This is a genomic window from Stutzerimonas kunmingensis, assembly GCF_021432085.1.
Classification (GTDB): domain Bacteria; phylum Pseudomonadota; class Gammaproteobacteria; order Pseudomonadales; family Pseudomonadaceae; genus Stutzerimonas.
Genome location: NZ_CP090366.1, coordinates 4715232 through 4739885, shown reverse-complemented (window position 1 = coordinate 4739885; position 24654 = coordinate 4715232). Strand labels below are relative to the sequence as shown.

The 24654-nt window shown below is 58.6% G+C and carries 20 protein-coding genes; 14 read left to right on the top strand and 6 right to left on the bottom strand.

The window, feature by feature from the left end; translation table 11 throughout:
- Positions 1-88: 88 nt before the first annotated feature.
- From LW136_RS22570 to LW136_RS22535, 8 genes are all read left to right on the top strand, one after another.
- Positions 89-2356, top strand: a complete 2268-nt coding sequence (locus LW136_RS22570; RefSeq protein WP_376785356.1) for a heavy metal translocating P-type ATPase — start codon at positions 89-91, stop codon at positions 2354-2356.
- A 73-nt stretch (positions 2357-2429) separates the two neighbouring features.
- Positions 2430-2702: a heavy-metal-associated domain-containing protein gene (locus LW136_RS22565; protein WP_003292143.1), complete on the top strand. Its 273-nt coding sequence runs from the start codon at positions 2430-2432 to the stop codon at positions 2700-2702.
- A 26-nt stretch (positions 2703-2728) separates the two neighbouring features.
- Entirely contained in the window at positions 2729-3169 is a 441-nt protein-coding gene (locus LW136_RS22560) for a DUF411 domain-containing protein (protein WP_014597615.1), read from the top strand.
- A 182-nt stretch (positions 3170-3351) separates the two neighbouring features.
- A complete protein-coding gene (locus LW136_RS22555; RefSeq protein WP_234174299.1) occupies positions 3352-5115 on the top strand; it encodes a protein-disulfide reductase DsbD in 1764 nt (587 codons plus the stop codon).
- Between the two features lie 645 nt (positions 5116-5760).
- Positions 5761-7542, top strand: coding sequence for a copper resistance system multicopper oxidase (locus LW136_RS22550; RefSeq protein WP_014597614.1), 1782 nt, complete (start codon positions 5761-5763; stop codon positions 7540-7542).
- A 12-nt stretch (positions 7543-7554) separates the two neighbouring features.
- Positions 7555-7866, top strand: a complete 312-nt coding sequence (locus LW136_RS22545) for a hypothetical protein (protein ID WP_003298487.1) — start codon at positions 7555-7557, stop codon at positions 7864-7866.
- A complete protein-coding gene (locus tag LW136_RS22540; protein ID WP_003292138.1) occupies positions 7856-9016 on the top strand; it encodes a copper resistance protein B in 1161 nt (386 codons plus the stop codon). The genes LW136_RS22545 and LW136_RS22540 overlap by 11 nt, the downstream gene beginning before the upstream one ends.
- Positions 9017-9024: 8 nt before the next feature.
- Positions 9025-9837, top strand: coding sequence for a c-type cytochrome (locus tag LW136_RS22535; RefSeq protein WP_014853004.1), 813 nt, complete (start codon positions 9025-9027; stop codon positions 9835-9837).
- A 202-nt stretch (positions 9838-10039) separates the two neighbouring features.
- On the opposite strand, the gene LW136_RS22530 is transcribed toward LW136_RS22535, so the two are convergent.
- Positions 10040-10495 carry a DUF305 domain-containing protein gene (locus LW136_RS22530; RefSeq protein ID WP_003292136.1) on the bottom strand — a complete coding sequence of 152 codons (456 nt, stop codon included), beginning with the start codon at positions 10493-10495 and terminating at the stop codon, positions 10040-10042.
- A gap of 604 nt (positions 10496-11099) precedes the next feature.
- On the opposite strand from LW136_RS22530, the gene LW136_RS22525 reads away from it, so the two are divergent.
- The 3 genes from LW136_RS22525 (at position 11100) to LW136_RS22515 (ending at position 13264) form a co-directional block, all read left to right on the top strand.
- The gene (locus LW136_RS22525) at positions 11100-11393 is read left to right on the top strand and encodes a hypothetical protein (protein WP_011914423.1); all 294 of its coding nucleotides are present in this window, start codon (positions 11100-11102) and stop codon (positions 11391-11393) included.
- Positions 11394-11588: 195 nt separating this feature from the next.
- A complete protein-coding gene (locus LW136_RS22520; RefSeq protein WP_011914422.1) occupies positions 11589-11924 on the top strand; it encodes a hypothetical protein in 336 nt (111 codons plus the stop codon).
- Positions 11925-12934: 1010 nt separating this feature from the next.
- Complete coding sequence (locus LW136_RS22515; RefSeq protein ID WP_003292133.1) at positions 12935-13264, top strand: DUF2790 domain-containing protein; 330 nt, start codon at positions 12935-12937, stop codon at positions 13262-13264.
- A gap of 233 nt (positions 13265-13497) precedes the next feature.
- Here the strand turns inward: LW136_RS22515 and LW136_RS22510 are convergent, their stop codons facing one another.
- Genes LW136_RS22510 through LW136_RS22490 form a run of 5 tightly spaced genes read right to left on the bottom strand, consistent with a single transcriptional unit; the run spans position 13498 to position 17790 of the window.
- Positions 13498-13833 carry a DUF1622 domain-containing protein gene (locus tag LW136_RS22510; RefSeq protein WP_003298493.1) on the bottom strand — a complete coding sequence of 112 codons (336 nt, stop codon included), beginning with the start codon at positions 13831-13833 and terminating at the stop codon, positions 13498-13500.
- A gap of 11 nt (positions 13834-13844) precedes the next feature.
- Positions 13845-14648, bottom strand: a complete 804-nt coding sequence (locus tag LW136_RS22505) for a multiheme c-type cytochrome (RefSeq protein ID WP_003298494.1) — start codon at positions 14646-14648, stop codon at positions 13845-13847.
- Positions 14645-15334: a hypothetical protein gene (locus LW136_RS22500; RefSeq protein WP_003292130.1), complete on the bottom strand. Its 690-nt coding sequence runs from the start codon at positions 15332-15334 to the stop codon at positions 14645-14647. Before LW136_RS22500 ends, LW136_RS22505 begins: the two co-directional genes overlap by 4 nt.
- A complete protein-coding gene (locus LW136_RS22495) occupies positions 15335-17503 on the bottom strand; it encodes a 2Fe-2S iron-sulfur cluster-binding protein (RefSeq protein WP_234174297.1) in 2169 nt (722 codons plus the stop codon).
- A 14-nt stretch (positions 17504-17517) separates the two neighbouring features.
- Positions 17518-17790 carry a hypothetical protein gene (locus LW136_RS22490; protein WP_181063899.1) on the bottom strand — a complete coding sequence of 91 codons (273 nt, stop codon included), beginning with the start codon at positions 17788-17790 and terminating at the stop codon, positions 17518-17520.
- An 804-nt stretch (positions 17791-18594) separates the two neighbouring features.
- Between LW136_RS22490 and LW136_RS22485 the strand changes: the two genes are divergently transcribed.
- From LW136_RS22485 to LW136_RS22475, 3 genes are read left to right on the top strand one after another with little or no spacing between them, the layout of a single operon-like run.
- Entirely contained in the window at positions 18595-19881 is a 1287-nt protein-coding gene (locus LW136_RS22485; RefSeq protein ID WP_003296208.1) for a TolC family protein, read from the top strand.
- Complete coding sequence (locus tag LW136_RS22480; protein ID WP_003298499.1) at positions 19878-21515, top strand: efflux RND transporter periplasmic adaptor subunit; 1638 nt, start codon at positions 19878-19880, stop codon at positions 21513-21515. Before LW136_RS22485 ends, LW136_RS22480 begins: the two co-directional genes overlap by 4 nt.
- 2 nt (positions 21516-21517) lie before the next feature.
- Positions 21518-24640, top strand: a complete 3123-nt coding sequence (locus LW136_RS22475) for an efflux RND transporter permease subunit (RefSeq protein WP_011914418.1) — start codon at positions 21518-21520, stop codon at positions 24638-24640.
- Positions 24641-24654: the final 14 nt, after the last annotated feature.

Here is a 24654-nt window from a genome sequence, read left to right as displayed (position 1 = left end):
CATGCACAATTCTTCCAGCAACCACGACCGGCATCAGGCTAACCATTCGCACGATCAAAACGGTAAACAGTACGACCCGGTGTGTGGAATGGCGGTCAAGCCAGATAGTCCTCATCACGAGACCTTCGAAGGAAAGACTTATCGCTTTTGCAGCGCAAGGTGTCAGGAGAAATTCCAGGCTGCCCCTCAGCGGTTCGCAAGCGCACGGTCGCGTGAGGAGAATCAGAATGTAGCTCAAGCGCCGTCCGAACCGAGCACTGAATACATCTGTCCGATGCATCCGGAGATTCGCCAGGCGGGACCAGGAAGCTGCCCAATCTGCGGTATGGCATTGGAGCCTGTGATTCCGGAACTAGACGAAGAAGAGAACCCGGAGCTTAAGGACTTCTCTCGGCGCTTCTGGTGGACCCTGCCGTTGACGGTGATCGTCACCGTGCTGGCCATGGGGGGGCACTCTCTGAACCTATTTCACGGCTCCACGCAGAACTGGGTCGAACTCATATTGGCCACTCCAATAGTGCTTTGGTCCGGCTGGCCGTTCTTCGAGCGCTGCGTACGCTCCTTCCTGCTGCGCAGTCCGAATATGTGGACGCTGATCGGTCTCGGCACCGCCGCCGCCTATCTGTACAGCGTCGTGGCCACTCTCGCGCCGGGCGTGTTTCCCGCCGACTTCTTGAAAGACGGGCGCATCGGCGTGTACTTCGAGGCGGCGGCGGTGATCATCTCACTGACTCTGCTCGGCCAGCTCCTCGAGCTGAAGGCACGCTCGCAGACCTCGGCGGCGATCAAGTCACTACTCGGCCTGGCGCCGAAGACCGCGCGACGCATCAATCCCGACGGTACAGAGGACGACATTCCGCTCACCCATGTTCATGCGGGCGATAGGCTACGCGTACGCCCTGGAGAGAAGGTGCCAGTCGACGGTCTGGTGCTGGAAGGCGAAAGCGCGGTGGACGAGTCAATGCTGACAGGCGAGCCGGTGCCGATCATGAAGCACGTCGGTGACAGTCTCATCGGTGCCACCCTTAACGCCCACGGCAGTCTGGTGATGCAGGCGCAGAAGGTCGGCAGCTCGACCATGCTTGCGCAGATCGTGCAGATGGTTGCCCAGGCGCAGCGCTCCAAAGCACCGATGCAGCGACTGGCTGATGTTATTGCTGGTTACTTTGTGATGGTGGTGATCGCTATCGCCATACTAACCTTCCTTGTCTGGGGGCTTTGGGGTCCGGAGCCGAGCTGGGTCTTCGGTTTGATCAACGCGGTGGCGGTGCTGATCATTGCCTGCCCGTGCGCCCTGGGCCTGGCCACGCCAATGTCGGTAATGGTCGCGACCGGCAAGGCGGCCGGCAGCGGCGTACTGTTCCGCGATGCGGGCGCCATCGAAAATTTGCGCAAGATTGACACGCTGATCGTCGACAAGACGGGCACCCTGACTGAAGGTCGCCCGGCCTTTCACAGTGTAGAGGCGGCGCCTGGTTTCACTCCGGATGAGGTGCTGCGCCTGGCAGCGAGCCTCGATCAGGGCAGCGAACATCCCCTGGCCCACGCCATCGTCGACCATGCCCGCGCGCACGGCCTGGCACTGAGCACGGCCGAGACATTCGAATCAGCCTCCGGCATCGGCGTACGTGGCCAGGTTGATGACCACCACCTGCAACTGGGCAACACCGCGCTGATGAATGATGCCGGCGTGGATGCCAGCTCCCTCAGTGCGCGGGCCGAACAGTTGCGCGGCGAAGGCGTGAGCATCATGTTCCTGGCGGTGGACGGCGTCCTGGCTGGTCTGCTGGCAGTGGCTGATCCGATCAAACCGACGTCGAAACTGGCGGTAGAGCGCCTGCAGGCAGACGGCGTGCGGGTGATCATGGCCACCGGTGATGGCCTGACTACTGCTCGCGCAGTGGCCCGCGAGCTAGGCATCGAAGAGGTGCACGGCGAGGTCAAACCACAGGACAAGGAACGCTTGGCCGCCGCCCTGCAACAAGAAGGGCACCGCGTGGCCATGGCCGGCGACGGCATCAACGACGCCCCAGCCCTGGCGCGCGCCGATATCGGCATTGCCATGGGCACCGGCACCGACGTGGCGATGAACAGCGCTCAAGTCACGCTGGTCAAGGGCGACCTGCTGGGCATCTTGCGCGCAAGGAGCCTGTCAGTGGCCACCGTGCGCAATATGCACCAGAACCTGACCTTTGCTTTTCTCTATAACGCTCTGGGCATCCCGCTGGCCGCAGGCCTGCTCTACCCGCTGACCGGCCTGCTGCTGTCGCCGATTATCGCCGCGCTGGCGATGAGCCTGAGTTCGGCCTCAGTGGTGTTTAACGCGTTGAGGCTGCGCAAGGTATCGATCGATTGAAACGCTTGACCTTGCCGCTCTGGCAAGGTTGAACATCTGCTCAACCATTACGGTGACTTCCCAGGAGATTCTCATGAGCACCATTGAACTGAACGTCGAAGGCATGAGCTGCGGCTCGTGCGTCAAGCATGTCACCGAGGCGCTCAACACTGTCGAGGGCGTCACCAAGGTGGATGTCGATTTGCAAGCCGCCAGGGTGCGGGTTAGCGGCCAGAGCGACAGCCAAGTGCTGATTGCTTCCCTGACTGATGCGGGATATCCCGCGCAGCTGGCCAGTCCGGCAGCCGGGACGAACAACATGAAAAAGACGGGTTGCGGTGGCAGCGGTGGCTGCGGCTGCAACTGAAAACGAGAGGCAAACAAGGTTCTTATATGTCTAGAAAACTGCGTATATCAGCCCTTGCGGCGCTGCTGGTAAGTGGGGCGATCCATGCCGCTGAACCCTTGATCATCGATGTACACCGAGACGCCAACTGTGGTTGCTGCAAGGACTGGATCTCCTATCTGGAGGACAACGGCTTTGCGGTCCGCGACCATGTTGAACGCAACATGCGTTCGGTGAAGCAAGACCTAGGAGTGGAGCCGCGTCTGGCGTCCTGTCACACCGGTGTGATCAACGGCAAGTTCGTTGAAGGCCACGTGCCGGTGGCGCAGATACTCGAATTGCGCAAGCGTTCCGACCTGCTAGGTATTGCCGTGCCCGGCATGCCGGCTGGATCGCCCGGTATGGAGCACGGTGATGCCAAACATGCCTACGAGGTAATCGGGCTTACCCGTTCAGGGCAGGATGAGGTCCTCGCCAAGTACCCGTAAATTCAGGCTCCGTGCCGCTGACCGGCTTTCCCAGGCGGGTGGCAGCAAAGAGAACGCGGGGGTGATCACTGGATGATCGCAGCGATCACCCCGTCCGGCTCGCTTGCTCAGGACAGTTTCCTGACTTGCGAGGCGGAATTATGTCCGGAGCCTTTCGTTAACTCTTGTTCCGCGAGATACCCATGTTCCGCCTTTTGCTGTGCCTGCTTTTACTGATCCCACTGCCGGTCAGTGCTGGGATTTTTGATCTGCCTCGCTCACAGCCGGCCCTGTTCAACGCCCCCCTGAATAACAGCCAGGACTTCCTGCCGGTGGATCTGGCCTTTGGCCTTGATCTGATAGAAGCCGACACCGACAGTATTCGCCTGCGGTTCATAAATGCCGATGGCTATTACCTCTACAAACATCGTTTCGCCTTCAACAGCGACCATCCGCAAGTAACAATCGGCACCCCGCAATGGCCTGCAGCCGAACCGAAAACCGATGAGTATTTCGGCGATGTCGAGGTGTTCTACGGCATTACGGACTTAGAACTACCGATTGATAACCCTCAGAACAGGCCGTTCACCCTGCAGGTGAGCTACCAGGGCTGCGCCGATCTGGGACTGTGCTACCCACCTGAAATGCGCACTTTTCAGATCGGTAACTCGCCCCCGGTATCGCCTGCGCAACCGGAAACGACCTTGGACTGGGGAAGTCTGGCACTGTTCTTTCTGGCCGGTTTGGGGCTGACTTTCACTCCCTGCGTGCTGCCGATGCTGCCCATCCTTTCCGGCGTAGTGCTGCGTGGACAACTCGGTGGGCTACGAGGTTTTCGCCTGTCGCTTGCCTACGTACTTCCCATGGCTGCCTGCTTCGCACTGCTCGGAGCGCTGATGGGCATGTTCGGAGCTGGCCTCAACCTGCAGGCGCGCCTGCAGTCACCGTGGCTACTGGTGCCCTTTGCGCTGTTCTTTTCGGTATTTGCCCTGGCCATGTTCGGGGTGTTCGAGTTGCGTATGCCGCGCTTTATTACCGAACGAATGGATCGCCTGGCCAGCCGAACCCGCGGGGGTTCAATGATAGGGGCCGCAACGCTAGGCGTGCTGTCAAGCCTGCTTGTATCACCCTGCGTGACAGCACCACTGGTCGGTGCGCTGCTGTACATCAGCGCCACCGGCGATGCCCTGGGCGGCGGGCTGAAGCTGTTTTCGCTGGGTCTGGGCATGGGGGCGCCGTTGGTGTTGTTCGCCACTGGTGGCGCCGCCTTGTTGCCCAAGTCCGGGACCTGGATGGTCGGCGTACGCAAGGTTTTCGGTCTGATGTTGCTGGGTGTCTCTGTATGGCTGCTGGAGCGTGTGTTACCAGCTCCCGTGACGCTGGCCTTGTGGGGCCTGTTGGCGGTTGGCACTGCGTTGTGGCTGGGCGCCCTGGAATTTATTCCTAAGCCCGGCAAGCAGAAGCTTGCCCAGTTGCTTGGTGTGGCCTTGCTGGTTTACGGCATCAGCAGTTGGGTGGGCGCTTTGCAAGGTCAAACCGACCCGCTGCGCCCACTGGGTCGCCTGGACGCCCAAGGCTTGCATCAAATCGGCGCAACCGTCGGCTGGCAGACCCTGGACACCCCAGCAGCCCTGGATGCGGCACTGTTGTCAGCGAAAACTGCCGGCCAACCTTTGCTGCTGGACTGGTACGCCGACTGGTGCATCAGTTGCAAAGTAATCGAACGAGAAGTACTCGAAGTGTCCTCTGTGCGCGAACAGCTGGCTGATTACCGGCTGGTGCGCTTCGATATGACGCGTAGCGATGCCGAGCAACGCGCGCTGCTTGATCGCTACCAGCTGTTTGGCCCGCCGGCACTGCAATTGTTTGCCCCCAGTGGTGATGAGTGGCAGGACCTTCGCACGGTTGGTGAAACCGACGCCGAGAGTTTTCTGGAACGACTGCGTCAAGCCGACGACCGAATGTAAAGCATGCAACCTGGTCGCTCCCGGAAGTCGACGTCAGCTGGCAGATCGCAGCCCGCCGCAGCATGTACTTGCGGCGGCTGAAAGCTAAGACGTGGGCAGATGACTTGATCGTTTTTACCGATGCTCCACTTTCAAAATCCGTGACGGCTGAAGTCAGCCATTTGTTGAACAGCCACACCGGAACTTAACAGTCAGAAAAACTAGAACCTGACAGAACTGTAATGTTTCGCTAAGGCCTGTGACAGGATGCCGCGGTTAAGTTGGCGTCGTGCCTGAAGAACAAAGCACTCCGTTCAAACGGAAACCGAATTAACGGGTATTTCGAGGGGGATCGAACAATGCCCCTGTTTTCATGCGTTGCCGAGTACTCCGACTTGGCAGGGGCGAATGTGTCAGTTGGCATATGGGGCACCTGAGTGGCGGTTTGAGAATCTGTCGCCTCCAAGCAGCATAAGCCGAGGCGCCTGTTGCAAATTGCGACGCCAAATAAGCTGAGCTTACCAACTGCTGAAGAGGCGCTGCTCGCTGGAACGAGTTCACACAACAGTGGGAAAGGTTGAAGGTGGAATCTCGATAGTGGGGCAGTCAACGAACCCGAGACCGGATTGCTCACCACCGGCTCATCTGATTAATGGACATAACGGGATGCAAAGCAAAACCACAAGGCGCACTTTCATCAAGGGGCTAGCCGCCACCAGTATTCTCGGCGGCTTAGGCATGTGGCGTATGCCGGTCTGGGCCGTGACCAGTCCCGGTCAGGCCAACGTGCTGGCCGGTACCGATTTTGATCTGTTCATCGGTGAAACCCCGGTAAATATTACTGGCGCGGCTCGTACCGCGATGACCATCAATGGCTCACTTCCGGGGCCGACCCTGCGGTGGCGGGAAGGCGATACCGTGACTCTGCGCGTTCGTAATCGTCTGCAGGAAGATACCTCGATTCACTGGCACGGCATCATCCTGCCGGCGAACATGGATGGCGTACCTGGCCTGAGTTTCCACGGCATCGCCCCCGATGGCATGTATGAGTACAAATTCAAGGTTAACCAGAACGGCACCTATTGGTACCACAGTCACTCGGGACTGCAGGAGCAGGCTGGCGTCTATGGTGCTCTGGTGATCGATGCTAAAGAGCCGGAGCCGTTCAGCTACGACCGTGACTACGTCGTGCTACTAAGTGACTGGACTGACGAAGATCCGGAACGGGTTCTGGCCAAGCTCAAAAAGCAATCGGATTACTACAACTTCCACAAACGTACTGTCGGCGACTTCGTCGATGACGTGAGCGAGATGGGGTGGTCCGCAGCGATCGCTGATCGGAAGATGTGGGCCGAGATGAAAATGAGCCCGACTGATCTTGCCGATGTCAGTGGCTATACCTACACCTACTTGATGAATGGCCAGGCGCCGGATAACAACTGGACTGGTATTTTCAAGCCGGGTGAGAAAATCCGTCTGCGCTTCATCAATGCATCGGCCATGACCTATTTCGATGTCCGCATCCCCGGTCTAAAGATGACGGTGGTGGCGGCCGATGGGCAGTACGTCAAACCTGTTAGCGTCGATGAGTTCCGTATTACTGCGGCCGAAACCTTCGATGTAATAGTCGAGCCCGATAGCGAGCAGGCCTACACCATCTTCGCGCAGTCCATGGACCGCACTGGCTATTCACGCGGCACCCTGGCCGTTCGCGAAGGGCTGAGCGCGCCTGTTCCTGAAGTTGATCCTCGCCCGTTGATCTCCATGAGCGATATGGGAATGGATCACGGCAGCATGGAGGGAATGGATCATGGCTCCATGCAGGGCGGCATGGCAGGCATGGATCATAGCAAGATGGCAGGTATGGACCACGACAGCATGGCTGGCATGGATCATTCAGCGATGGCAGGCATGGGTGGAGCGATGCAGCCCCATCCGGCCTCCGAAACCAATAACCCTCTGGTCGACATGCAGACCATGACGCCAACTCCCAAGCTGAATGACCCGGGAATCGGGCTTCGCAACAACGGTCGCCGTGTGCTGACTTACTCAGATCTGCACAGCACCTTCCTCGATCCGGATGGGCGCGAGCCGAGCCGTACCATCGAGTTGCACCTCACAGGTCACATGGAGAAATTCTCTTGGTCATTCGATGGCATTGAGTTCTCTGATGCGGAACCGTTGCGATTGAAGTATGGCGAGCGTGTTCGTATCACCTTAGTCAACGACACCATGATGACCCACCCCATCCACCTTCATGGCATGTGGAGCGATCTGGAGGATGAGAACGGCAACTTCCTAGTTCGCAAACACACCATTGATGTACCACCAGGCTCGAAGCGCAGCTATCGCGTAACCGCAGATGCGCTAGGGCGCTGGGCCTATCACTGCCACCTGCTGCTCCACATGGAAATGGGCATGTTCCGTGAAGTTCGTGTGGATGAGTAAAGGAGATATCTAATGAGCAATTCCCCGAAACGAAACCACCTGTTCTGCAGTGCCGCAATGTTGAGCCTTTTGGCTGCCCTGTATATCCCAGTGTCGCTGGCCGAAGAAAATCACAGCGATCACGGACGGCACGCCGTTGACTCTTCCAAAGCTGCAAGTGAGAAGCAGCCTCCTCAGGTGCGAGGCCAGGGCCCCGCCAATCAGCAAATGGATCACGGCTCGATGAATCACGGCTCGATGGACCATGACGGCATGGACCACCAAAAAATGACCGGTGAGCATGGCAGCGACCATGCCGAGGCAGATTCGAACCATGACCATTAAGCTTTCACGTCCATCGCTCATTGCGCTGGCGGTGTCAATGAGCGCACTGAGTAGCGGCTTTACCTTTGCCGCAGAAGAGATGGATCACTCGACTATGGACCACGGCTCCATGCCGATGGACCATAGCAAGATGAACCACGGGGCTGCTCAGGTGCAGATGGGGGGCATGGATCATAGCCAGATGCCCGAGGGCCAGAATTCGCAGGATGGGACTCCTGCTATGGACCACAGCAAGATGAATCATGAGGCCATGCAAGGCCAGATGGGCAGTATGGATCACTCCCAGATGAACCATGGCCAAAATCAGAGTAAAGCTGCGGCTATGGACCATAGCAAGATGGGCCACGGCGCCATGCAAGAGCAAATGAAAGGGATGGATCACAGCAACATGGATCACTCCCAAATGAACCATAGCTCCGCTGATACCCCGAGAACCACCAGTCGTACACCGATCCCCGTCCTCACGGATGCTGATCGCCAAGCGGCCTTCGCGCCTCTGCCTGGACACACAGTGCACGATAGCGGCATCAACAGCTTCTTTCTGCTCGATCAGCTTGAATATCAGGACGCTGATGAGGGCAGCACCCTGGCCTGGGATGCCTCAGGCTGGGTGGGAGGCGATATCAATCGGGTCTGGTTTCGTTCCGAGGGAGAGCGTACTAACGGCGTAACCGAGGATGCCGAGCTGCAGCTGTTGTATGGGCGCTCGGTCGGCCCCTGGTGGGACGTCGTTGCTGGCGTTCGCCAAGACTTCAAACCCGAGTCTCCACAGACCTGGGCTGCCTTTGGTGTGCAAGGCATGGCGCTTTACGCTTTTGAAGCCGAGGCCACAGCCTTCGTCGGCGAAAACGGCCAGACTGCGGCGCGTCTTGAGGGCGACTATGACATCTTGCTTACCAATCGGCTGATCCTCCAGCCAACTGCGGAAGCCAATTTCTACGGTAAGAATGATTCTGAAAGAGGAGTGGGCTCGGGCCTGGCGAATACCGAACTGGGTTTGCGCCTGCGCTACGAAATCGTTCGCGAGTTTGCGCCCTACATCGGGATTTCTTGGAGTCGCTCATACGGTAATACCGCAGACATGCTGCGCGACGAAGGAGAAGATGTTGAAGAGGCGCGCTTTGTCGCCGGCATTCGAATGTGGTTTTAGAGCCTGATATGAAAAAAACAATTACAACCCTGGTGGTAGCAGGCGCTGTCGGTAGTGCAGCAATATTAGCCGGAGCCTATTCCGGCTTGATCAACGTTGGTGCTGACGATCCTCATTACCCAGCCGTGCATGCGTTCCTTTCAATGGCGCGTGATCGCTCTATCGAAGCGCGGTCCAAGGACATTGAGATTCCCAATCTAGATGACGAGGCTCTCATTCGTGGCGGGGCCGGGAACTACAACGCCATGTGCGTTGGGTGCCATCTGGCGCCCGGTGTCGAACAAACAGAGCTGAGTCAGGCGCTGTATCCAGCCCCGCCTAACCTGGCCAAGATCGGCATTGACGCAGGCCCTGCATCCGCCTTCTGGGTCATTAAGCATGGAATCAAAGCAACAGGCATGCCGGCCTGGGGTAAGAGTATGGGCGACGAATATATCTGGGGCATGGTTGCCTTCATCAGCCAGTTGCCCAAGATCGACGCTACGCAATACCAAGCGCTCGTCGCTGCGAGTGGCGGTCACCAGCATGGTGGCGGTGAGAGCCAGACGCACAATCATGAAAGCTTGGATGGCAGCAATTCTGACCATCATGGCAATGCTGCCGCTGGAGGAGAGTCTGGACGTCGCGGTATAGCGGCTGCAGACCACCACGGCGGCTCAGCTCCAGAGGCCGATCACCATTCTTCGAGCAGTAACGGCGATGATCACCATGGTGGAAGTAACTCCAGCACGAAAGGCAGTAGCGCCAGCGACCATCATGCCGAGCCGGCGTCCAACGCTCACACTCATGCGGATGGCAAAGAGCACGTACATGACAGCTAAAAGCAACGGGGCACGTTTGGTGGTCAAGCAGTAGTTGAGCTTTTACCGCGACGAGCGTCTTGCTACACCGCCGTCATCGCGGGTTAGTTCGTGTGCTGGCCGCTCAGGTCAGCGAACTCAATAAGCGCAATGACCTCGTCGGGATCGCGTGACGCTTGAAGGAAAAACGGGCCGGGGCGAGAAAGTTGCTCGATACGTTTTTTCAGTTAGCCCTCTCTAGATCATTGATCAGGAACTTCATCTCAGAGATCTCTCGGCGCTGAGCCTCAATGATTTGATCTGCCAGCTTGCGAACGCGCGGGTCTGAAATCTGAGCGCGCTCACTTGTCATGATGGCTATGGAATGGTGAGGAATCATGGCCTTCATATAGTCCGTATCGTCGACAGTTGCCTGGCTACGAACAAGCCACAGGGCAATAGCAAAGGAAGCTGCTCCGCCGGCGAATATCGCTATGTTCATGGGCTTTTTCTTGTACATATTGAGCATGAAGGCGAGCATGACTATCGCCATGACAGCTCCCATTACTAACGCCATCCAAGCACGGGTCTCACTCCATAGAACATGCTCAAAAGCGTAAGTATTCAAATACATAACGCCGTACATGATGACGGTTGATGTGGCCACCATCGCAGCGAAACGCCAATAAGACATTTTCATATCAACTCCTCTTGGTGATGTGCTGCCACAGTATTGCATTGACTAAAGTCTGCGTATTTTTCGATCATGCCGGGCAGTTGCGTTACTAATACTGTGAGAGCTCAGATTTGATAATCAGCCCTCGGTGTTACCTAAGAACGGACAAGCCGGGAGGCTGTGAGGTTTCGATTTTTTTAAAAAGCTTACAAAAATGTAATCTGCACCAAGTTTACTCGCTCTCGGGTTTGCGCAGCGCTGCTCCAAGTCGAAGTGACCATGCGCCAGTCTGGCTGCGTGACGCGCTTCCGTGATTTGGTGAGGAACACGGCGCGCCTGGTGACGCTGTACGACCTGTCGAACTGTGGATGTCTCCTCGATATTCGCTGTCGAATGTAGAAGAGGTAAGCCTTTAAGGGGTAAGGGGCGACATCGAGATCCTTGCGGTAACCAGTAATTGCGATTTGTGGAAGATCAGGTCGTTCAGACCTGTTTCCAGTTTCCAAAGCGCAGGAGCTGAACGTTTGTTGGCTGTCACTGAGGTTACGCCAATGTAATTTTAGGGACAGCATCCCGTAAGTATTCACCCGCCACACTCAAATCAGGCCCCAACACTGAGGAAAGCACAATGAAAAGCATGCAAAAGCTCGTTATCGCCCTTGTTCTAACCGCTACATCTCCTTTTCTCATCGCTGCAAATAAAGGCGATCAACCCATGAGACACGACCATACTGTTGGCGATGGTCATGAAGTGATGGTCAATCTGCTAAAAACCGGGCAAGTGCTAAGCGTGACCCCAATGGGTAATTCACCAGTGTCCGGAAGTGATGTAAGAACGTATGAGATTAAAATTAAAACCCCTGACGGAGTCGTCCATTCGGTCGAATTTCTCGGTGCCCCAGTAGGCGTTAAAAACGGCTGATACCACTTTAACGGACACCTCCGCGATATTAATACGATTATGGTTGTTGCAGGTATCAGCACTTACCCTGCAACAATCATCGATGCTTAGGCTTCCCTTTGCTAAGGGAACCCTAGACGTGCAGTTTATACTTGGGATGTTTGAGACAGAAAGCGAGCAATAGTTTTTTAAACGCAAATTGGGGAAGAGGGATAAATGATGAACCAAATTAGTAAAGCACTGGTGACGATTTCGCTAATTTCGGCAGCTTTCGCAGCCGTCGCCGGCACGGAACAAGAAAGTGCTATGCGGCACGATCACACTGTTGGGGATGGTCACCAAGTAATGCTGGATCTGCTGAAGCGCGGCGAGGTGGTGAGTGTGGCCCCTATGAATAAAGAGCGTTCGGATAATAAAGCTATAAATAACACACTTAAGGGAAATGTTAGGCCATATGAAATAAAAATTCGTACTCCAGACGGGCGACTTCACGCGGTAGAGTTCCGCGGAATGCCAGCCAAAATAAACAACCGCTCACATGGTAATAAATGACAAGAAAGTTATTTCTGAGTAGCTGCCACAGGGGTAAGCCGGATCATAACGTCTCCTTACACGGGAGGAGGATCCTGACAGCGTGTCATGCAACAATGGGCTGAGTCGGCCTTCTCGGCTCAGCTCAAAGCAACATGAGCGAGTGATTTAATTTTTCCACAGCACATACAATTTTTACATTCAGTTGGCGTCTACTTCACCAGTTGAGCGAATGTCTGTGGGGGACCCAGTGGTGCTGCTACGAAATCACTACAGTCGCTGTGGAAAACCACCAGTCCGCTCTGATATGCCGCCGATCGCGATCGCGTTCTCTGCCGCGAATATGAGGCCCTGACCAAAAGTGTGACGATACGCAGCGTTTTGAAGCTCCATTGCCATTCTGAATGCCGCCCCTTATGGCCGCGCCGCTATCGCCTCCTACATAGGCTATTACCAAGTTGAGTCTGTCATTGTCGAGCAGTATGTGGTCTTCCTCGTGATGTCTTCCAAAAGGCACCGATAATTGCCGCGGGTAGCTTGCAAACGCGGACGTCACGCAAAGCGATGCATGTGATCGACGAGACCCATCTTTTGGTCTGAGATCGCAGCGGTCAGTATCCCAGCTTTGAGCCGGGAAAGTCTGATGCGGCGCATATCGAGAATACGCCCCTGGTCGATGCCGATGCTGTTCTCTGCTCCGGCAGTGCCAGTTCTATGCCCCTTCATCAAGAGCCGAGGGGCGCCTGTCACCCGTCGGCCCGTCCTAGCCAGAAGCGCTGCGTGGATGGGCCTCTCAAATTTAAAACTTGAGCGCCTGCAACCCCCAGCTCAACGGCTGAATGATTTTCATATGGTGTGGCCGCTAGGTAACTGAGCCAATTAATCGGGATGGCTATGCTTGCTCGAATGCTACCGGCCCCACTTAATCCTTGGGTAATTTGATTCATAACACCAGTGTAATTACCGTGTCATATGAGTAACAGCTTGCCGCTCTTATAATTTCATCACACACGTTAAGTTAGGAGCTGGTTATGAAAGCTTTCAAGATTACGGCAGCAGTGTTTTTTATGAGCGTGAGCTCATTATCCTTGGCAGAGGGTAGCTCAGATCGCGAGTATGGCGAAATGATACGCGCGAACGAAAATACTATGCGGGAGTACGCTACTTCTGTCGGAAAGAAGCCTCCCGAAGTTGTCCATTATCGTTATGGGATGAAGTTGGACATCGCCAAGGTAATTCGTACCACGCGAACCGATATGACCTGCAACGATGTGATGCCGGCCCAAATTACCTATGAGGACTCTAAGGGTGATTTGGCGATTGTTGAGTATCGGGTCGCCGGAACGAACTGTCGGAGATAAGACACCACCTATCGACCCATCGAAGCCTGCATAAACGTAAGAGTCCGAGGCGGTAGTCGCAGCCCGAGACATGCTCCTGGTGCGGCGGTGGTCATAAGCATTTCAGCAATACAATCGTTACTAGCCTTGCCGTTTTTATGGCGAATCGGTGCGGGTACTGGCATGGGGCCGTCTGGGGAAACTGCCCAGCTGAGCGATGTGCTTAGTAGTACATACATAGCCGCGAGGGGTGCCTACGACTCGCGGCTTTTATTTTCCATATGGAGCGTGTAGCTGAGAAATGTTCGGACAAGTACTATCAAACCAAGTACTGCAACGTTTCGTAGCGAGGGCTCAATTACAACCGTTCGTATGACATCGGCAGCAACGAGGAATTCTAGTCCTAGCACAATCGCGCCGCCAATATCTTGCCGTAATGACCGGGAGCGATCCGTCAATGCGGCCCCTTTGTAATTGAAAAAAAAGCGATAGAGCGCTATGAAACTTCCGAAAGTTATAGCGAGCACCCCTGCAATCTCGAACCCGATCACCGCGATCTCAATCGCTGCATGAGGTGCCTCAAGGTTCATAGAAACACCCGTCAATGGTGGTCATAGATGCCTATTCCCCGAATATCGTTCCATGAGGTGGTCTGGTGGCAGAGATAGCACTGCTCAGGTTCCGCATTCCTGACACCCGCTATCGGCTTGGACATCATTCCGAAGTGCTCCTTGTAGTGGCTGAGCGGCGCGAGGTGGCACTGGCCGCACTCGGTGGAACTCGGCGGTGGATGCCGGTACTCGGCAATCGACCATGTGGTCGTGCCGTGGCATGTCGCGCAGTCGTTTCCGAAGACCTGGACGTGCGGGTCGGTGGTCTTGTGGCAGCTCGCACAGTCCAGCAGCGTCTCCTTGTAAGTCATGCCGTTGGCAAGCGAGAGGTTGCCCGGCAGCGCCTCGGGCCGGTGTGCCTTGAGGTGCGCGAGCAGCACCGCCCCCTCATGACCCTCCGGGGCCCGATCGAGCCATCGCACGATGATGTCGGTCAAAGCCGCATGGTCCATACCACGCAGGCTGCGGCCGGCGTCGTGTTCCTTGTGGCAGGCCACGCAGTTGTTCGAGCCGGCGATGTCGGCATGGAATGCCGTCGGTTGTCGCTGGACCAGGACGGTCTCGTTTGCATGGCAGGCCACGCAAGTCGCGTCCTCCACGCCCTTCACCGGCGTGTGGCACGCCGCACAGTCCTCTTTGAGAAACGCATGTGCGCTGGACAGGGGGCCCGGAGAGGCCATGTTCTGCCACGTCGCGGCGCGCTGCATTTGCGGAAGGTATGTCCACAGTGCGACTGCCGACACCGGCGCCAGGACCGCGAGCAGCGCGGCGAGGATCTTTCCCTTTCGACTCATCTGAACCACCGCAACCCGAAGTAGATGCCAGCCCAGATATGCAACGCCAGCAGAAGATAGAAGATGATCGAGAACGCGATGTGTGCCGACAGCCAGGCGTTGAACAGCCTGCGCACCCGCTCCTGGAACTGGATCGAGTACTGCAGATCGGCGGCGGCGGATGCCAGTGGCAGCAGTTCGGCGCTGGCCTTGGGCGTACCGGCAACGCCCGCTGTTGGTCCTTGCGCGTAGGCCCAGTACTGCCCATCCAGAAGGCGCCACAGCCCGTCGATCTGCGCCTTCTTCTCGCGGATGTTCTCCGCGACGTAGCGCAGGTAATGCTGGCCGATGAACCCAGTGAGCACGCTCAGCAGCATCGATGCCGTCAGCGCGACGCCGAGCGCACTCTGGAACTTGTGCCCGCTATGGAGGATGGCCAACAGCGCGCCTACCAAGCCGAAATAGACGTGCGCCTGCAGCAATGCGCCGAAGCCATGCTTCCTGGTGAATGCGCGGCGCAGCGTAGCGCTGCGCTTGATTACGGTGTAGGTGAGCGGGACGAGCATGAACGCCGCGCCTACGACGCCGAACACGCCACCCAGGAGGCTTCCGGCGAAGAAGGAAGAGCGGTGCACCAGGAAACCCAGCCACAGGACCACCAGCATCGAGAAGATGATCGTCGCGATGATGCGATCCTGGTTGCGCATCTACGCATCCACCGAGATATCGGCCGACGCTTTCGCCTGGCAGGCCAGGATCACGCCCGAGGAACGATCGAGTGGCGTCAGACCGTCGTCCACGTCCATGGTGACCTCGCCCGACAGCAGCTTGATCTTGCAGAGGCCGCAGTAACCCTGCCGGCAGGCATATTCGATCGGAACGCCGACCTCTTCGGCGGCCTCGAGAACGGTCTGGCCGGCCGCCAGCGGCGCCTTTTTTCCGGACCGCTCGAAGCTGCAGGTGACGGCCGTCGCCGTGTCGCCCGCCGACACCTCCAGGCCGGGAGGCACTGTCCTGGAGGGGCTCAGGAACAGCTCGGAATGAACCGACGCCAGGTCGATGCCCAGCTTGCCCAGTTCGTTGCGGACCGCGTCCATCATCACCGACGGACCGCACAAGTGGATGCGGCGCGAACGGATCTGCGGAATCTGCCCCAGCAGTTCGGCGGTGATGAACCCACGCGGGCCGGTCCATGCCGCCGATGACTCGTCGCTCAGCACGATGGACACATGCAGGTTCGGATGCCGGCGGGCGAGTTGGTTCAGCTCGTCGCGGAAGATCACGCTTTCCAGGTCCTTGCAGGCGTAGACCAGGTCGATCCGGCCGTTCCAGCTCTGGTCGGTCAGGTAGCGGATGGAACTCATCAGCGGCGTGATGCCGACGCCGCCGCCCAGGAACACGACACTGTCGGACTCGACGCCGCGGAAGGTGAAGCGGCCGTAGGGGCCGGACGCATCGAGGAGATCGCCTTCCTTCACCTGCTCGTGCAGGTAACCCGAGACGATGCCGCCGCTTTCGTGCTTGACCGTCAGGTCGCACCAGCCGTGGCAGCATGGCGATGAAGCGATCGAATACGAGCGCTTGACCTGGTTCCCGCCTGAATGCACCGAAAGCGTGAGGAACTGGCCGGGCTCGAACTCGAACGGCAGCGCACCCACGCCCTCCACTGGCGCCAGCCGAAACGTCTTGACCTTGGGCGTCTCCTGGAAGACGCGTGCGACCCGCAGCTTGCCCACCCAGCCGCCCATGGTGGACACGGGTGCGCGTGCCTGCGGCTCGCCCTCGGCCGGCACGCCCGGAGACACGGACGCCGCGGGGGCCGGCGCCACACCGGAACGAGGCGCAGCGGCGGGGGCCGGAGGCACCGGTGCCCCGGTGCGCAACGTGGCGAGGACCGCATTCGTGCGTCGGGTTCGCGCCACGTACATCCAGGCGGCCAGCAGCGCAAAGGCCAGCAGCAACGCCATCGTGAAGTAGTGGAAGCCCGACAGGCCGAAGACGCCGTGCGCCGGGGCCGTGGTCAGGGGATCGGTCAGGTTCATCTCGCGCCGGAACCACGCCAGCGCGATCCCCCGCGGCGCCTGTCCTTCGGCCAGTGCGCGGTAGGCCGACAAGCCGCTGTCGAATTCGCCCCAGGCCACGCGCATGCGGTCGGATGCTTCCTGCAGGCCGCCGTAGTCGTTGCGCTGGACCGCGTGCGACGCCTCCGACGACAGGGACGCCAATAGCTGGATCCCTTCGTGCATCCGGTGGTGGGCGAGCTGCTCAACGCTCGCGCGCCGCTCCGGCGGTAGATCCGGCAGCGCCATCAGCTGCGGATACAGCAGCTTGTTGAGGCGCCGATCCCGACCGCACTCGTCTCCGCGGCAGCCGCGCATCATGTCGTCCATCATGCCGCCCATGGAACCGGCCATCGATGCACCACTCGAAGCCGGCATGCTGGCAGTCGCGTCCGGGTGATGCGCGGCGTGATCGTCATCGCCCGCCGATGCGTCAGCCGGCGGTGTGGCGCTCATCGGCATGCCGTTCATCGAGCTGCTGCTTTGCGCCGGCATGCCATCGGCTGGCGCCGGCTGCGGTACCGCCATGCTTCCGGCCTTGTCCGGATGATGCGCGGCGTGATCGTCATCGCCCATCGGCGCGCCAGCCGGCGGCGTGGTGCCTATCGGCATACCAGCCATCGAGCCGCTGTCCCGGGCCGATGACGTGCCGGCAGCGTCCGGCTGCGCAGCCGTCGTGCCGCCGGTCTTGTCTGGCGGATGGGCTGCGTGTGGATCAGCAGCCGACTGAGCGCCGGCCGCTCCATGAGCCAGCAGCATCGCCAGCGTGGCCAGGGCGGCGACTCGCTTCCACCCCACGAAGCCTTCCGTCAGCACCGCGGCGGCCTCCACTACATATGGCCCATCTTCTTCTTGGCCATGCCCCCGCCCATGCTCGAATCCATCTTCTGCATGGTGGCGTCGACCTTCTGCATCTGCATCTCGCAGTGCTCCATGTCCTCCTTCATCTGCTGCATGTGCTGCATCGTGGCGGGCATGTCCATGTCCTTATGCGCGGAGGCATCGCCAGCCTTCATCGCCATGGCCTGCTGATGCATCTGCATGCTGCCTTCCTGCATCTGTCGGCCCATGGCCTCCATGGCTTGCCCCCGTTCGCGCATCATGGCTGCCATCTCCTCCATGTGCGTGGCCATGGCATCGGGCGTTGCGGGCGCATTCTGAGAAGCAGGGGACTTCGGATCGGTAGGGTGCGCCGCTGGAGCGTGAGGTGCCGCCGGGGTGCTGGCGGGCTGCTGCCCCATGGCGCCTGGCATGGCATCCTTCTTGTGCATGTCATCATCAGCGAGCGTCGTCCCAGCGAGGAGTATTCCCACGAAGCAAATTGGAGCGAGGGGTGTGCGTCGGTGCGGTCTCATGACAACCTCCTAATGGTTGTTTTTCTGACTTTGGCTGTGGGCGTAGGAAAAACTACCTTACAGATCAGGCTATTACTAATAGCCTACGGAGAAGAAGCTGTCGTAAACCTTACTTGTGCATTACATTTTCACGTTTGTTGGTGAAATAGTTGTATTGATTTTGAAGAGGAGGTAGCAGGTTATTTGTGGTTTGCGGCGGCGGAGATAGCAGGTGTTTTGCGAGTAGTACGCTGAAAATATGTTAGTTTAGGTAACTGACATAAATGTAAAGTTTAGGTTATATAAACGACAGGTCTGATCTGCAATAAAGCCAAACAATATTTACGAACTATTCGAGGCTCGCTCATAAACGGGTCCAAGCTTTCCCTTGTGCCGAAATTTGCGTGCTTCGGAGTTAAACATGATGAATGACTTGATCAAATATCGCGCCTGGTCGGCACACCCGTTTCCGCTCTCCGCTCATGACTGGCGTGGTGCGCAAGCCGAAGTCCTCGAATATTCTAGTTGTCGTTGCTGCAATCAACGGGACCGGCACTGCAGTAAGGAGATTCTATGAACTGGATCGTTCAGCCGCTGCCCGTCCGCAGTTGGGGGCTGCTAGCACCCGTCATCCTAGGCCTTGCTCTGAGCAGCGGCGCGCAGGCTTCGCCAGGGTCAGCCGAGCTTGGCGCCACGTTGCCTCCGCTGCTAGACCTGCTTGAACGGCAGAGCCCAGAGCTCCGGGCTGTCGGGCATGAGAGGCAGGCCGCCTGGGAGCGTCCCGATGTAGCCGGTGCGCTCCCGGACCCGATGCTCACTTTTGAGGAAATGGGCATCGCCCGCGACGACCCGAGCCTATCGCCCAGCGGCGTTGGCAGCACACGTTACGCGTTCCGTCAGACTTTTCCTATTGGCGGCAAGCGGGGGCTTGCTCGCGAGATCGCAGAGGCGGGCGCCGAGCAGGCAGCGGCCCGCGAGCGCCTGAGCCGAGTCGAGCTCAGGAGTCTCGTCAAGCTTGCCTTCAACGAATACCAGTATGCCCACGCAGCCATCCAGGTCACCGAGGAGCTGCGGGCGCTGGTGGATGAGCTTGAGAGTATTGCCCAAGCTCGCTACAGAGTGGGGCTTGCGCCGCAACAGGACGTGATCAAGGCTCAGACCGAGCACACCAGTCTGCAGAGCGAGCTGCTGACGCTGGAACGCGACCGACGCGGCACGGCGGCGCGGTTGAACGGCATCTTGGCGCGCCCTGCGAACTCGCCGCTGGCGGAGCCCGCCGGTTGGCCTGCTCTGCCTGCATCAGTGCCGACCTTGGCTGAGCTGCAGGCTCGTATCTTCGGTGGCAATCCTCAACTGGCTGAGCTCAATGCACGAATTCAAGAGGCCCAGCGTGCTGAGGCGCTTGCCAGCCGAAACTGGATTCCGGATATCACCGTCGGCACTGCCGTCGTCCAGATGGGTAACCGGGCCGAAGAGTTCGAGTTGATGCTGGAGATGAATATCCCGCTGTGGGGCAAACGCCGCAGCGCAGAGCAGCGCGAGGCCGTTTCCTTGCGCTACGCCGCCGAGGCTCGTCGCGAGGCGGTCAACAGCCGTCTCGCGGGCAGCGTAGGTGAAGCGTGGTCGGCGTTGGAGACAGCCTTTCGACAGCACGAACTGATTGACAGAACGCTCCTGCCGCAGGCGGAGCTCACCTATCAATCGGCGCTCGCCAGCTATCAGACCGGCAACGTCGATTTCGCGACCTTGCTTGATGCCCAGCGACAGATTCGCCAGCTGAGGCTGTCGCTGCTCTCGCTGGCGCTGGAGCAACGAGTCCAAGTGGTGGAATTGGAACGTCTTGTCGGAGCAGAACTATGAATCGCAGCATGATTTTCGGCGCAGGTGCGCTCGCCCTTGCGACGGCAATCGCCGGCTTCGGTGGTGGCTACATGGTGGCGCAAAGGACAGGCTCCTCGGAGGTAGCTGGAAGCACCGCCCCACAAGAGCGCAAGGTTCTGTACTACCGCAACCCCATGGGGCTGCCCGACACGTCGCCAGTGCCCAAGAAGGATCCGATGGGGATGGACTACATCCCGGTCTACGCCGACAAGGGGCCTGCTGCCGCGCAGGGCGAGCGCAAGATCCTGTACTACCGCAATCCCATGGGACTGCCGGACACCTCCCCGGTGCCGAAGAAGGACTCCATGGGTATGGAGTACATCCCCGTTTATGAGGGTGATGAATCGGGAAACACCGTTGTAATCAGCCCTGAGAAGGTGCAGTTGCTGGGTGTACTGTCTTCGCCAGTTGAGCGCCGCGTGCTCACCCGTACAGTGCGTGCAGTCGGTACGGTGCAGGTCGACGAGCGCGGCCAATACACCTTGGCGCCCAAGTTTGAGGGTTGGATCGAAAAGCTCTACGTCAACACGACCGGTGAGCCGGTTCGCAAAGGCCAGCCACTTATGGAGGTCTACAGCCCCGAGCTGGTGTCGGCGCAGCAGGAGTTCCTGATCGCCAATGCCGGGCAGCAAAGTCTTGCCGGCGGCAGCGCGGCCGCGCAAAAGGGGCTCGCCTCCCTCTCCTATTCTGCCCTTGAGCGGCTACGCAATTGGGATATCGGGGAAGCACAGCTTGAACGGTTGCGTCGTACTGGCAAGGTAACTCGCACTTTGACGATCGCCGCGCCCGTGGATGGCGTGGTATTGGATAAGCCATCGGTTGAAGGTATGCGCTTTCAGCCAGGGGATGCCCTCTACCGAATCGCGGATCTCGATACCGTCTGGCTTATCGCTGAGGTTTTCGAGCAGGATCTGGCGTTAGTTCAGCTTGGGCAGAAGGCGCAGCTTACGGTAAGCGCCTATCCCGACCGGCGCTTTAGGGGCGAGGTAACCTTCGTTTATCCCGATCTGTCGCCGGAGACTCGCACCGCCAGGGTTCGCATCGAGCTAACCAATCCCGACGGCCTGCTTAAGCCGGCTATGTTCGGCACCGCTCAGCTCGCAGCAGGTGAGCAGGCGCCGGTGCTCGCAGTGCCTGACTCGGCGGTAATCGACAGCGGTACTCGCCGGATTGCGCTGGTTGCCCTGGGCGAAGGTCGCTTTGAGCCGCGCGAACTGCGCACAGGCAGGCGTGCCGACGGCTACCTTGAGGTGTTGGAAGGGCTGGGGGAGGGCGAGTCAGTAGTCACGCGCGCCAACTTCCTGATAGACGCCGAGAGCAACCTAAAGGCAGCGCTAAGCGGCATGAGTGGGAAGTCGGCTTCGACTGCAGAAGCGGATCCCCATGCCCATGGAGCCGCCGTCGGGCCTGACGGTCCCGCCGCGCCAGGCAATGCCGATGCACTTCATCGTCATGCTGGACACGACGATCACAGTGATAGCGGCAGTTACGAGAGCAACGAGCTTCATAAGCCGGCGGGTGAGGTGGATGCGGGCCACGGTAGCGACGCTGAGTCTGGGAGTCACCCAGATCATGTGATGCCGGACGGCGGCCATTCCCATGGAGGGCATTAAGCATGCTTGCCAAAATCATTGAATGGTCGGTGCGCAACGTCTTCCTTGTGTTGCTCGCCACGCTGATTATCATCGGCGCCGGCATCTACGCGGTAATGAAAACCCCACTGGACGCACTGCCGGACCTATCCGACGTGCAGGTGATTGTGTACACCGAATATCCTGGGCAGGCCCCGCAGGTGGTAGAGGATCAGGTCACCTATCCGCTTACCACGGCGCTGCTATCGGTGCCCAACTCCAAGGTGGTGCGAGGCTTCTCGTTTTTCGGTGCCTCCTTCGTCTATGTCATCTTCGAGGACGGTACCGACATCTATTGGGCCCGCTCGCGGGTGCTGGAGTACCTCAACTTCGCTTCGAAGAACCTGCCAGCGGGGGTGACACCCGCGTTAGGGCCAGATGCCACAGGTGTGGGCTGGGTCTACCAATACGCCTTGACCAGCACACGTCATACCCTTGCTGAGCTACGCACCCTGCAAGACTGGTTCGTGCGCTATCAGCTCACCAAGGCCGAAGGCATATCCGAGATTGCGAGCATCGGAGGCTTTGTCCAGCAGTACCAGGTCACCGTTGACCCGCAGAAGCTTCAGGCCTATGACATCCCGTTGAGCCGGATATCTGAAGTCATCCGTACCAGCAATGCCGACGTCGGTGGCCGCATCGTAGAGATGAGCGAGACCGAGTACATGGTGCGCGGTCGTGGCTACCTGCGCGGTGCAGAGGACATCGAGAAACTGGTGCTGAAAGCTTCACGCGGAATTCCGGTTCTGCTGCGTGATGTAGCTCGCGTCGAACTCGGCCCGGACGAGCGTCGCGGCGTCGTTGAGCTCGATGGAGAGGGTGAGGTGGTCGGCGGCATCGCCGTTGCCCGCTACGGCGAGAATGCTATGTCCGTGATCGACAATCTTGAGGCCAAAATAGAGGAGATCCGTCCCGGCCTGCCGGAAGGAGTGAATATCGAGACGGTGTACGACCGCTCGGATCTTATCCAGCGCGCTGTCGACAATCTCAAGTTCACGCTTCTTGAAGAGTCGATCATCGTTGCGCTGGTGTGCGTTGTGTTTCTTCTGCACGTGCGCAGTGCGCTGGTGGCCATCCTCATGCTGCCGATTGGCATCCTAATGTCCTTCATCGCCATGCGCTGGCTAGGGCTCAACTCCAACATCATGAGTTTGGGCGGCATCGCGATCGCCATCGGTGCGATGGTGGACGCAGCTATTGTGATGATCGAGAACGCCCACAAGCACCTGGAGCGAGCGCCGCCGGAGAAGCCGCGTGTACATATTATAATCGAGGCCTGTCGGGAGGTAGGCCCTGCGCTGTTCTTCTCGCTGCTGATCATCACAGTCTCCTTCCTACCGGTGTTCACGCTGGAGTCGCAGGAGGGGAGGATGTTCTCGCCGCTGGCGCTCACCAAGACCTTCGCTATGGGCGCTGCGGCGCTGCTATCAGTGACCCTGGTGCCGGTGCTGATGCTGCTGTTCGTGCGAGGGCGGATAATCCCCGAGCACAAGAACCCGGTGAACCGCTTTCTGATATGGGTCTACCGCCCGATCATCCAAGGTGTGCTGCGTTGGAAGGTGATGACAATCGTTGTAGCGCTGGTGGTTTTGGTCGTTAGCATTTTGCCGGCGCGGCAGCTCGGTAGCGAGTTCATGCCGCGACTCAACGAGGGCACGCTGCTGTATATGCCAGCCTCGCTTCCTGGTATGTCTATTACCAAGGCCGCTGAGCTCATGCAAACGCAGGACCGGATCATCAAGAGCTTCCCAGAGGTGGCCTCGGTGTTTGGCAAGGCGGGCCGCGCGGCCACGGCCACCGACCCGGCGCCGGTGGAAATGTTCGAGACGGTGGTTAACCTCAAACCGGAGAAAGAGTGGCGGCCAGGAATGACGGTGGACAAGCTCATCGCCGAGATGAACGACGCGCTGAAATTTCCGGGCGTGGCAAATAGCTGGACTATGCCCATCCAAGGGCGCTTGGACATGCTCTCCACCGGCATTCGAACGCCCATTGGCATCAAGGTATTTGGCATGGACCTCGCCGGGATCGAGCGGCTAGCAACTCAGATTGAAGCGGTTGTGCAGGCAGTGCCCGGCACCACCAGCGCGTTTGCCGAACGTATTACAGGCGGCTTCTACCTCGACATTTCGCCCGACTATGACGCCTTGGCCCGCTACGGCTTGACGGTAGGGGAAGTGCAAACGGTGATTAGCACCGCCCTTGGCGGCGAGCTTGTGACCACCACTGTCGAAGGGCGGGAGCGATTCGGCGTCAATGTGCGCTATCCGCGAGAGCTGCGTTCCGATCCCCAACGGATCGGCACTGAAGTGCTAGTGCCGACGCCGAGCGGTGCACAGATACCACTCGGCCAGCTTACGGACATCAGCATCACTAAGGGCGCGCCGAGCATCCGCACTGAGAACGCATTGCTATCGGCCTATATCTACGTGGATATTCGTGATAGGGATATCGGTAGCTACGTGCGCGAGGCGCAGCAAGCTGTACAGGAGCAAGTGAGTTTCCCGCCTGGGTATTATGTCACCTGGAGCGGCCAGTTTGAGTACATGGAGAGAGCGGCCGAGCGGCTGAAAATCGTAGTGCCGTTGACGCTGGTGGTGATCTTCCTCCTGCTGTATCTGAACTTCCGGCGGCTTACCGAGACGCTGATCGTCATGCTCTCAGTGCCATTCTCGCTGGTAGGTGGCGTTTGGCTGATGTGGGCGTTGGGCTACAACTTCTCCGTTGCAGTAGCGGTGGGTTTCATTGCTCTGGCTGGCGTTGCCGCGGAGACAGGCGTGATCATGCTGATCTACCTTGACCACGCGCTCGATGAGCGTCGAGCAGAGCGGGAGGCTGCCGGTGAAAAGCTGACGGTGGATGACCTTTACCAGGCAGTGATAATTGGCGCGGTGGATCGAGTGCGGCCGAAGATAATGACTGTGGTTGCCATCATGGCCGGTCTGTTGCCAATCATGTGGGGCACCGGTACCGGATCGGAGGTGATGAGGCGCATCGCCGCGCCGATGGTGGGCGGCATGGTTTCTTCGACGATTCTTACGCTGGTTGTTATTCCGGCGATCTATACGCTCGTGAAACAGCGTGGCCTGGCCCGTTCGGCTTGCTAAATGATGCGGATTCG

What these genes read in the sequence shown, in the direction of transcription:
- LW136_RS22485 (WP_003296208.1), top strand. Translation starts at nt 18,595, where the DNA reads ATGAACTGGATCGTTCAGCCGCTGCCCGTCCGCAGTTGGGGGCTGCTA.
- LW136_RS22525 (WP_011914423.1), top strand. Translation starts at nt 11,100, where the DNA reads ATGAAAAGCATGCAAAAGCTCGTTATCGCCCTTGTTCTAACCGCTACA.
- LW136_RS22555 (WP_234174299.1), top strand. Translation starts at nt 3,352, where the DNA reads ATGTTCCGCCTTTTGCTGTGCCTGCTTTTACTGATCCCACTGCCGGTC.
- LW136_RS22535 (WP_014853004.1), top strand. Translation starts at nt 9,025, where the DNA reads ATGAAAAAAACAATTACAACCCTGGTGGTAGCAGGCGCTGTCGGTAGT.
- LW136_RS22565 (WP_003292143.1), top strand. Translation starts at nt 2,430, where the DNA reads ATGAGCACCATTGAACTGAACGTCGAAGGCATGAGCTGCGGCTCGTGC.
- LW136_RS22520 (WP_011914422.1), top strand. Translation starts at nt 11,589, where the DNA reads ATGATGAACCAAATTAGTAAAGCACTGGTGACGATTTCGCTAATTTCG.
- LW136_RS22545 (WP_003298487.1), top strand. Translation starts at nt 7,555, where the DNA reads ATGAGCAATTCCCCGAAACGAAACCACCTGTTCTGCAGTGCCGCAATG.
- LW136_RS22475 (WP_011914418.1), top strand. Translation starts at nt 21,518, where the DNA reads ATGCTTGCCAAAATCATTGAATGGTCGGTGCGCAACGTCTTCCTTGTG.
- LW136_RS22540 (WP_003292138.1), top strand. Translation starts at nt 7,856, where the DNA reads ATGACCATTAAGCTTTCACGTCCATCGCTCATTGCGCTGGCGGTGTCA.
- LW136_RS22510 (WP_003298493.1), bottom strand. Translation starts at nt 13,833, where the DNA reads ATGAACCTTGAGGCACCTCATGCAGCGATTGAGATCGCGGTGATCGGG.
- LW136_RS22530 (WP_003292136.1), bottom strand. Translation starts at nt 10,495, where the DNA reads ATGAAAATGTCTTATTGGCGTTTCGCTGCGATGGTGGCCACATCAACC.
- LW136_RS22515 (WP_003292133.1), top strand. Translation starts at nt 12,935, where the DNA reads ATGAAAGCTTTCAAGATTACGGCAGCAGTGTTTTTTATGAGCGTGAGC.
- LW136_RS22560 (WP_014597615.1), top strand. Translation starts at nt 2,729, where the DNA reads ATGTCTAGAAAACTGCGTATATCAGCCCTTGCGGCGCTGCTGGTAAGT.
- LW136_RS22550 (WP_014597614.1), top strand. Translation starts at nt 5,761, where the DNA reads ATGCAAAGCAAAACCACAAGGCGCACTTTCATCAAGGGGCTAGCCGCC.
- LW136_RS22505 (WP_003298494.1), bottom strand. Translation starts at nt 14,648, where the DNA reads ATGAGTCGAAAGGGAAAGATCCTCGCCGCGCTGCTCGCGGTCCTGGCG.
- LW136_RS22480 (WP_003298499.1), top strand. Translation starts at nt 19,878, where the DNA reads ATGAATCGCAGCATGATTTTCGGCGCAGGTGCGCTCGCCCTTGCGACG.
- LW136_RS22570 (WP_376785356.1), top strand. Translation starts at nt 89, where the DNA reads ATGGCGGTCAAGCCAGATAGTCCTCATCACGAGACCTTCGAAGGAAAG.
- LW136_RS22500 (WP_003292130.1), bottom strand. Translation starts at nt 15,334, where the DNA reads ATGCGCAACCAGGATCGCATCATCGCGACGATCATCTTCTCGATGCTG.
- LW136_RS22490 (WP_181063899.1), bottom strand. Translation starts at nt 17,790, where the DNA reads ATGATGCGCGAACGGGGGCAAGCCATGGAGGCCATGGGCCGACAGATG.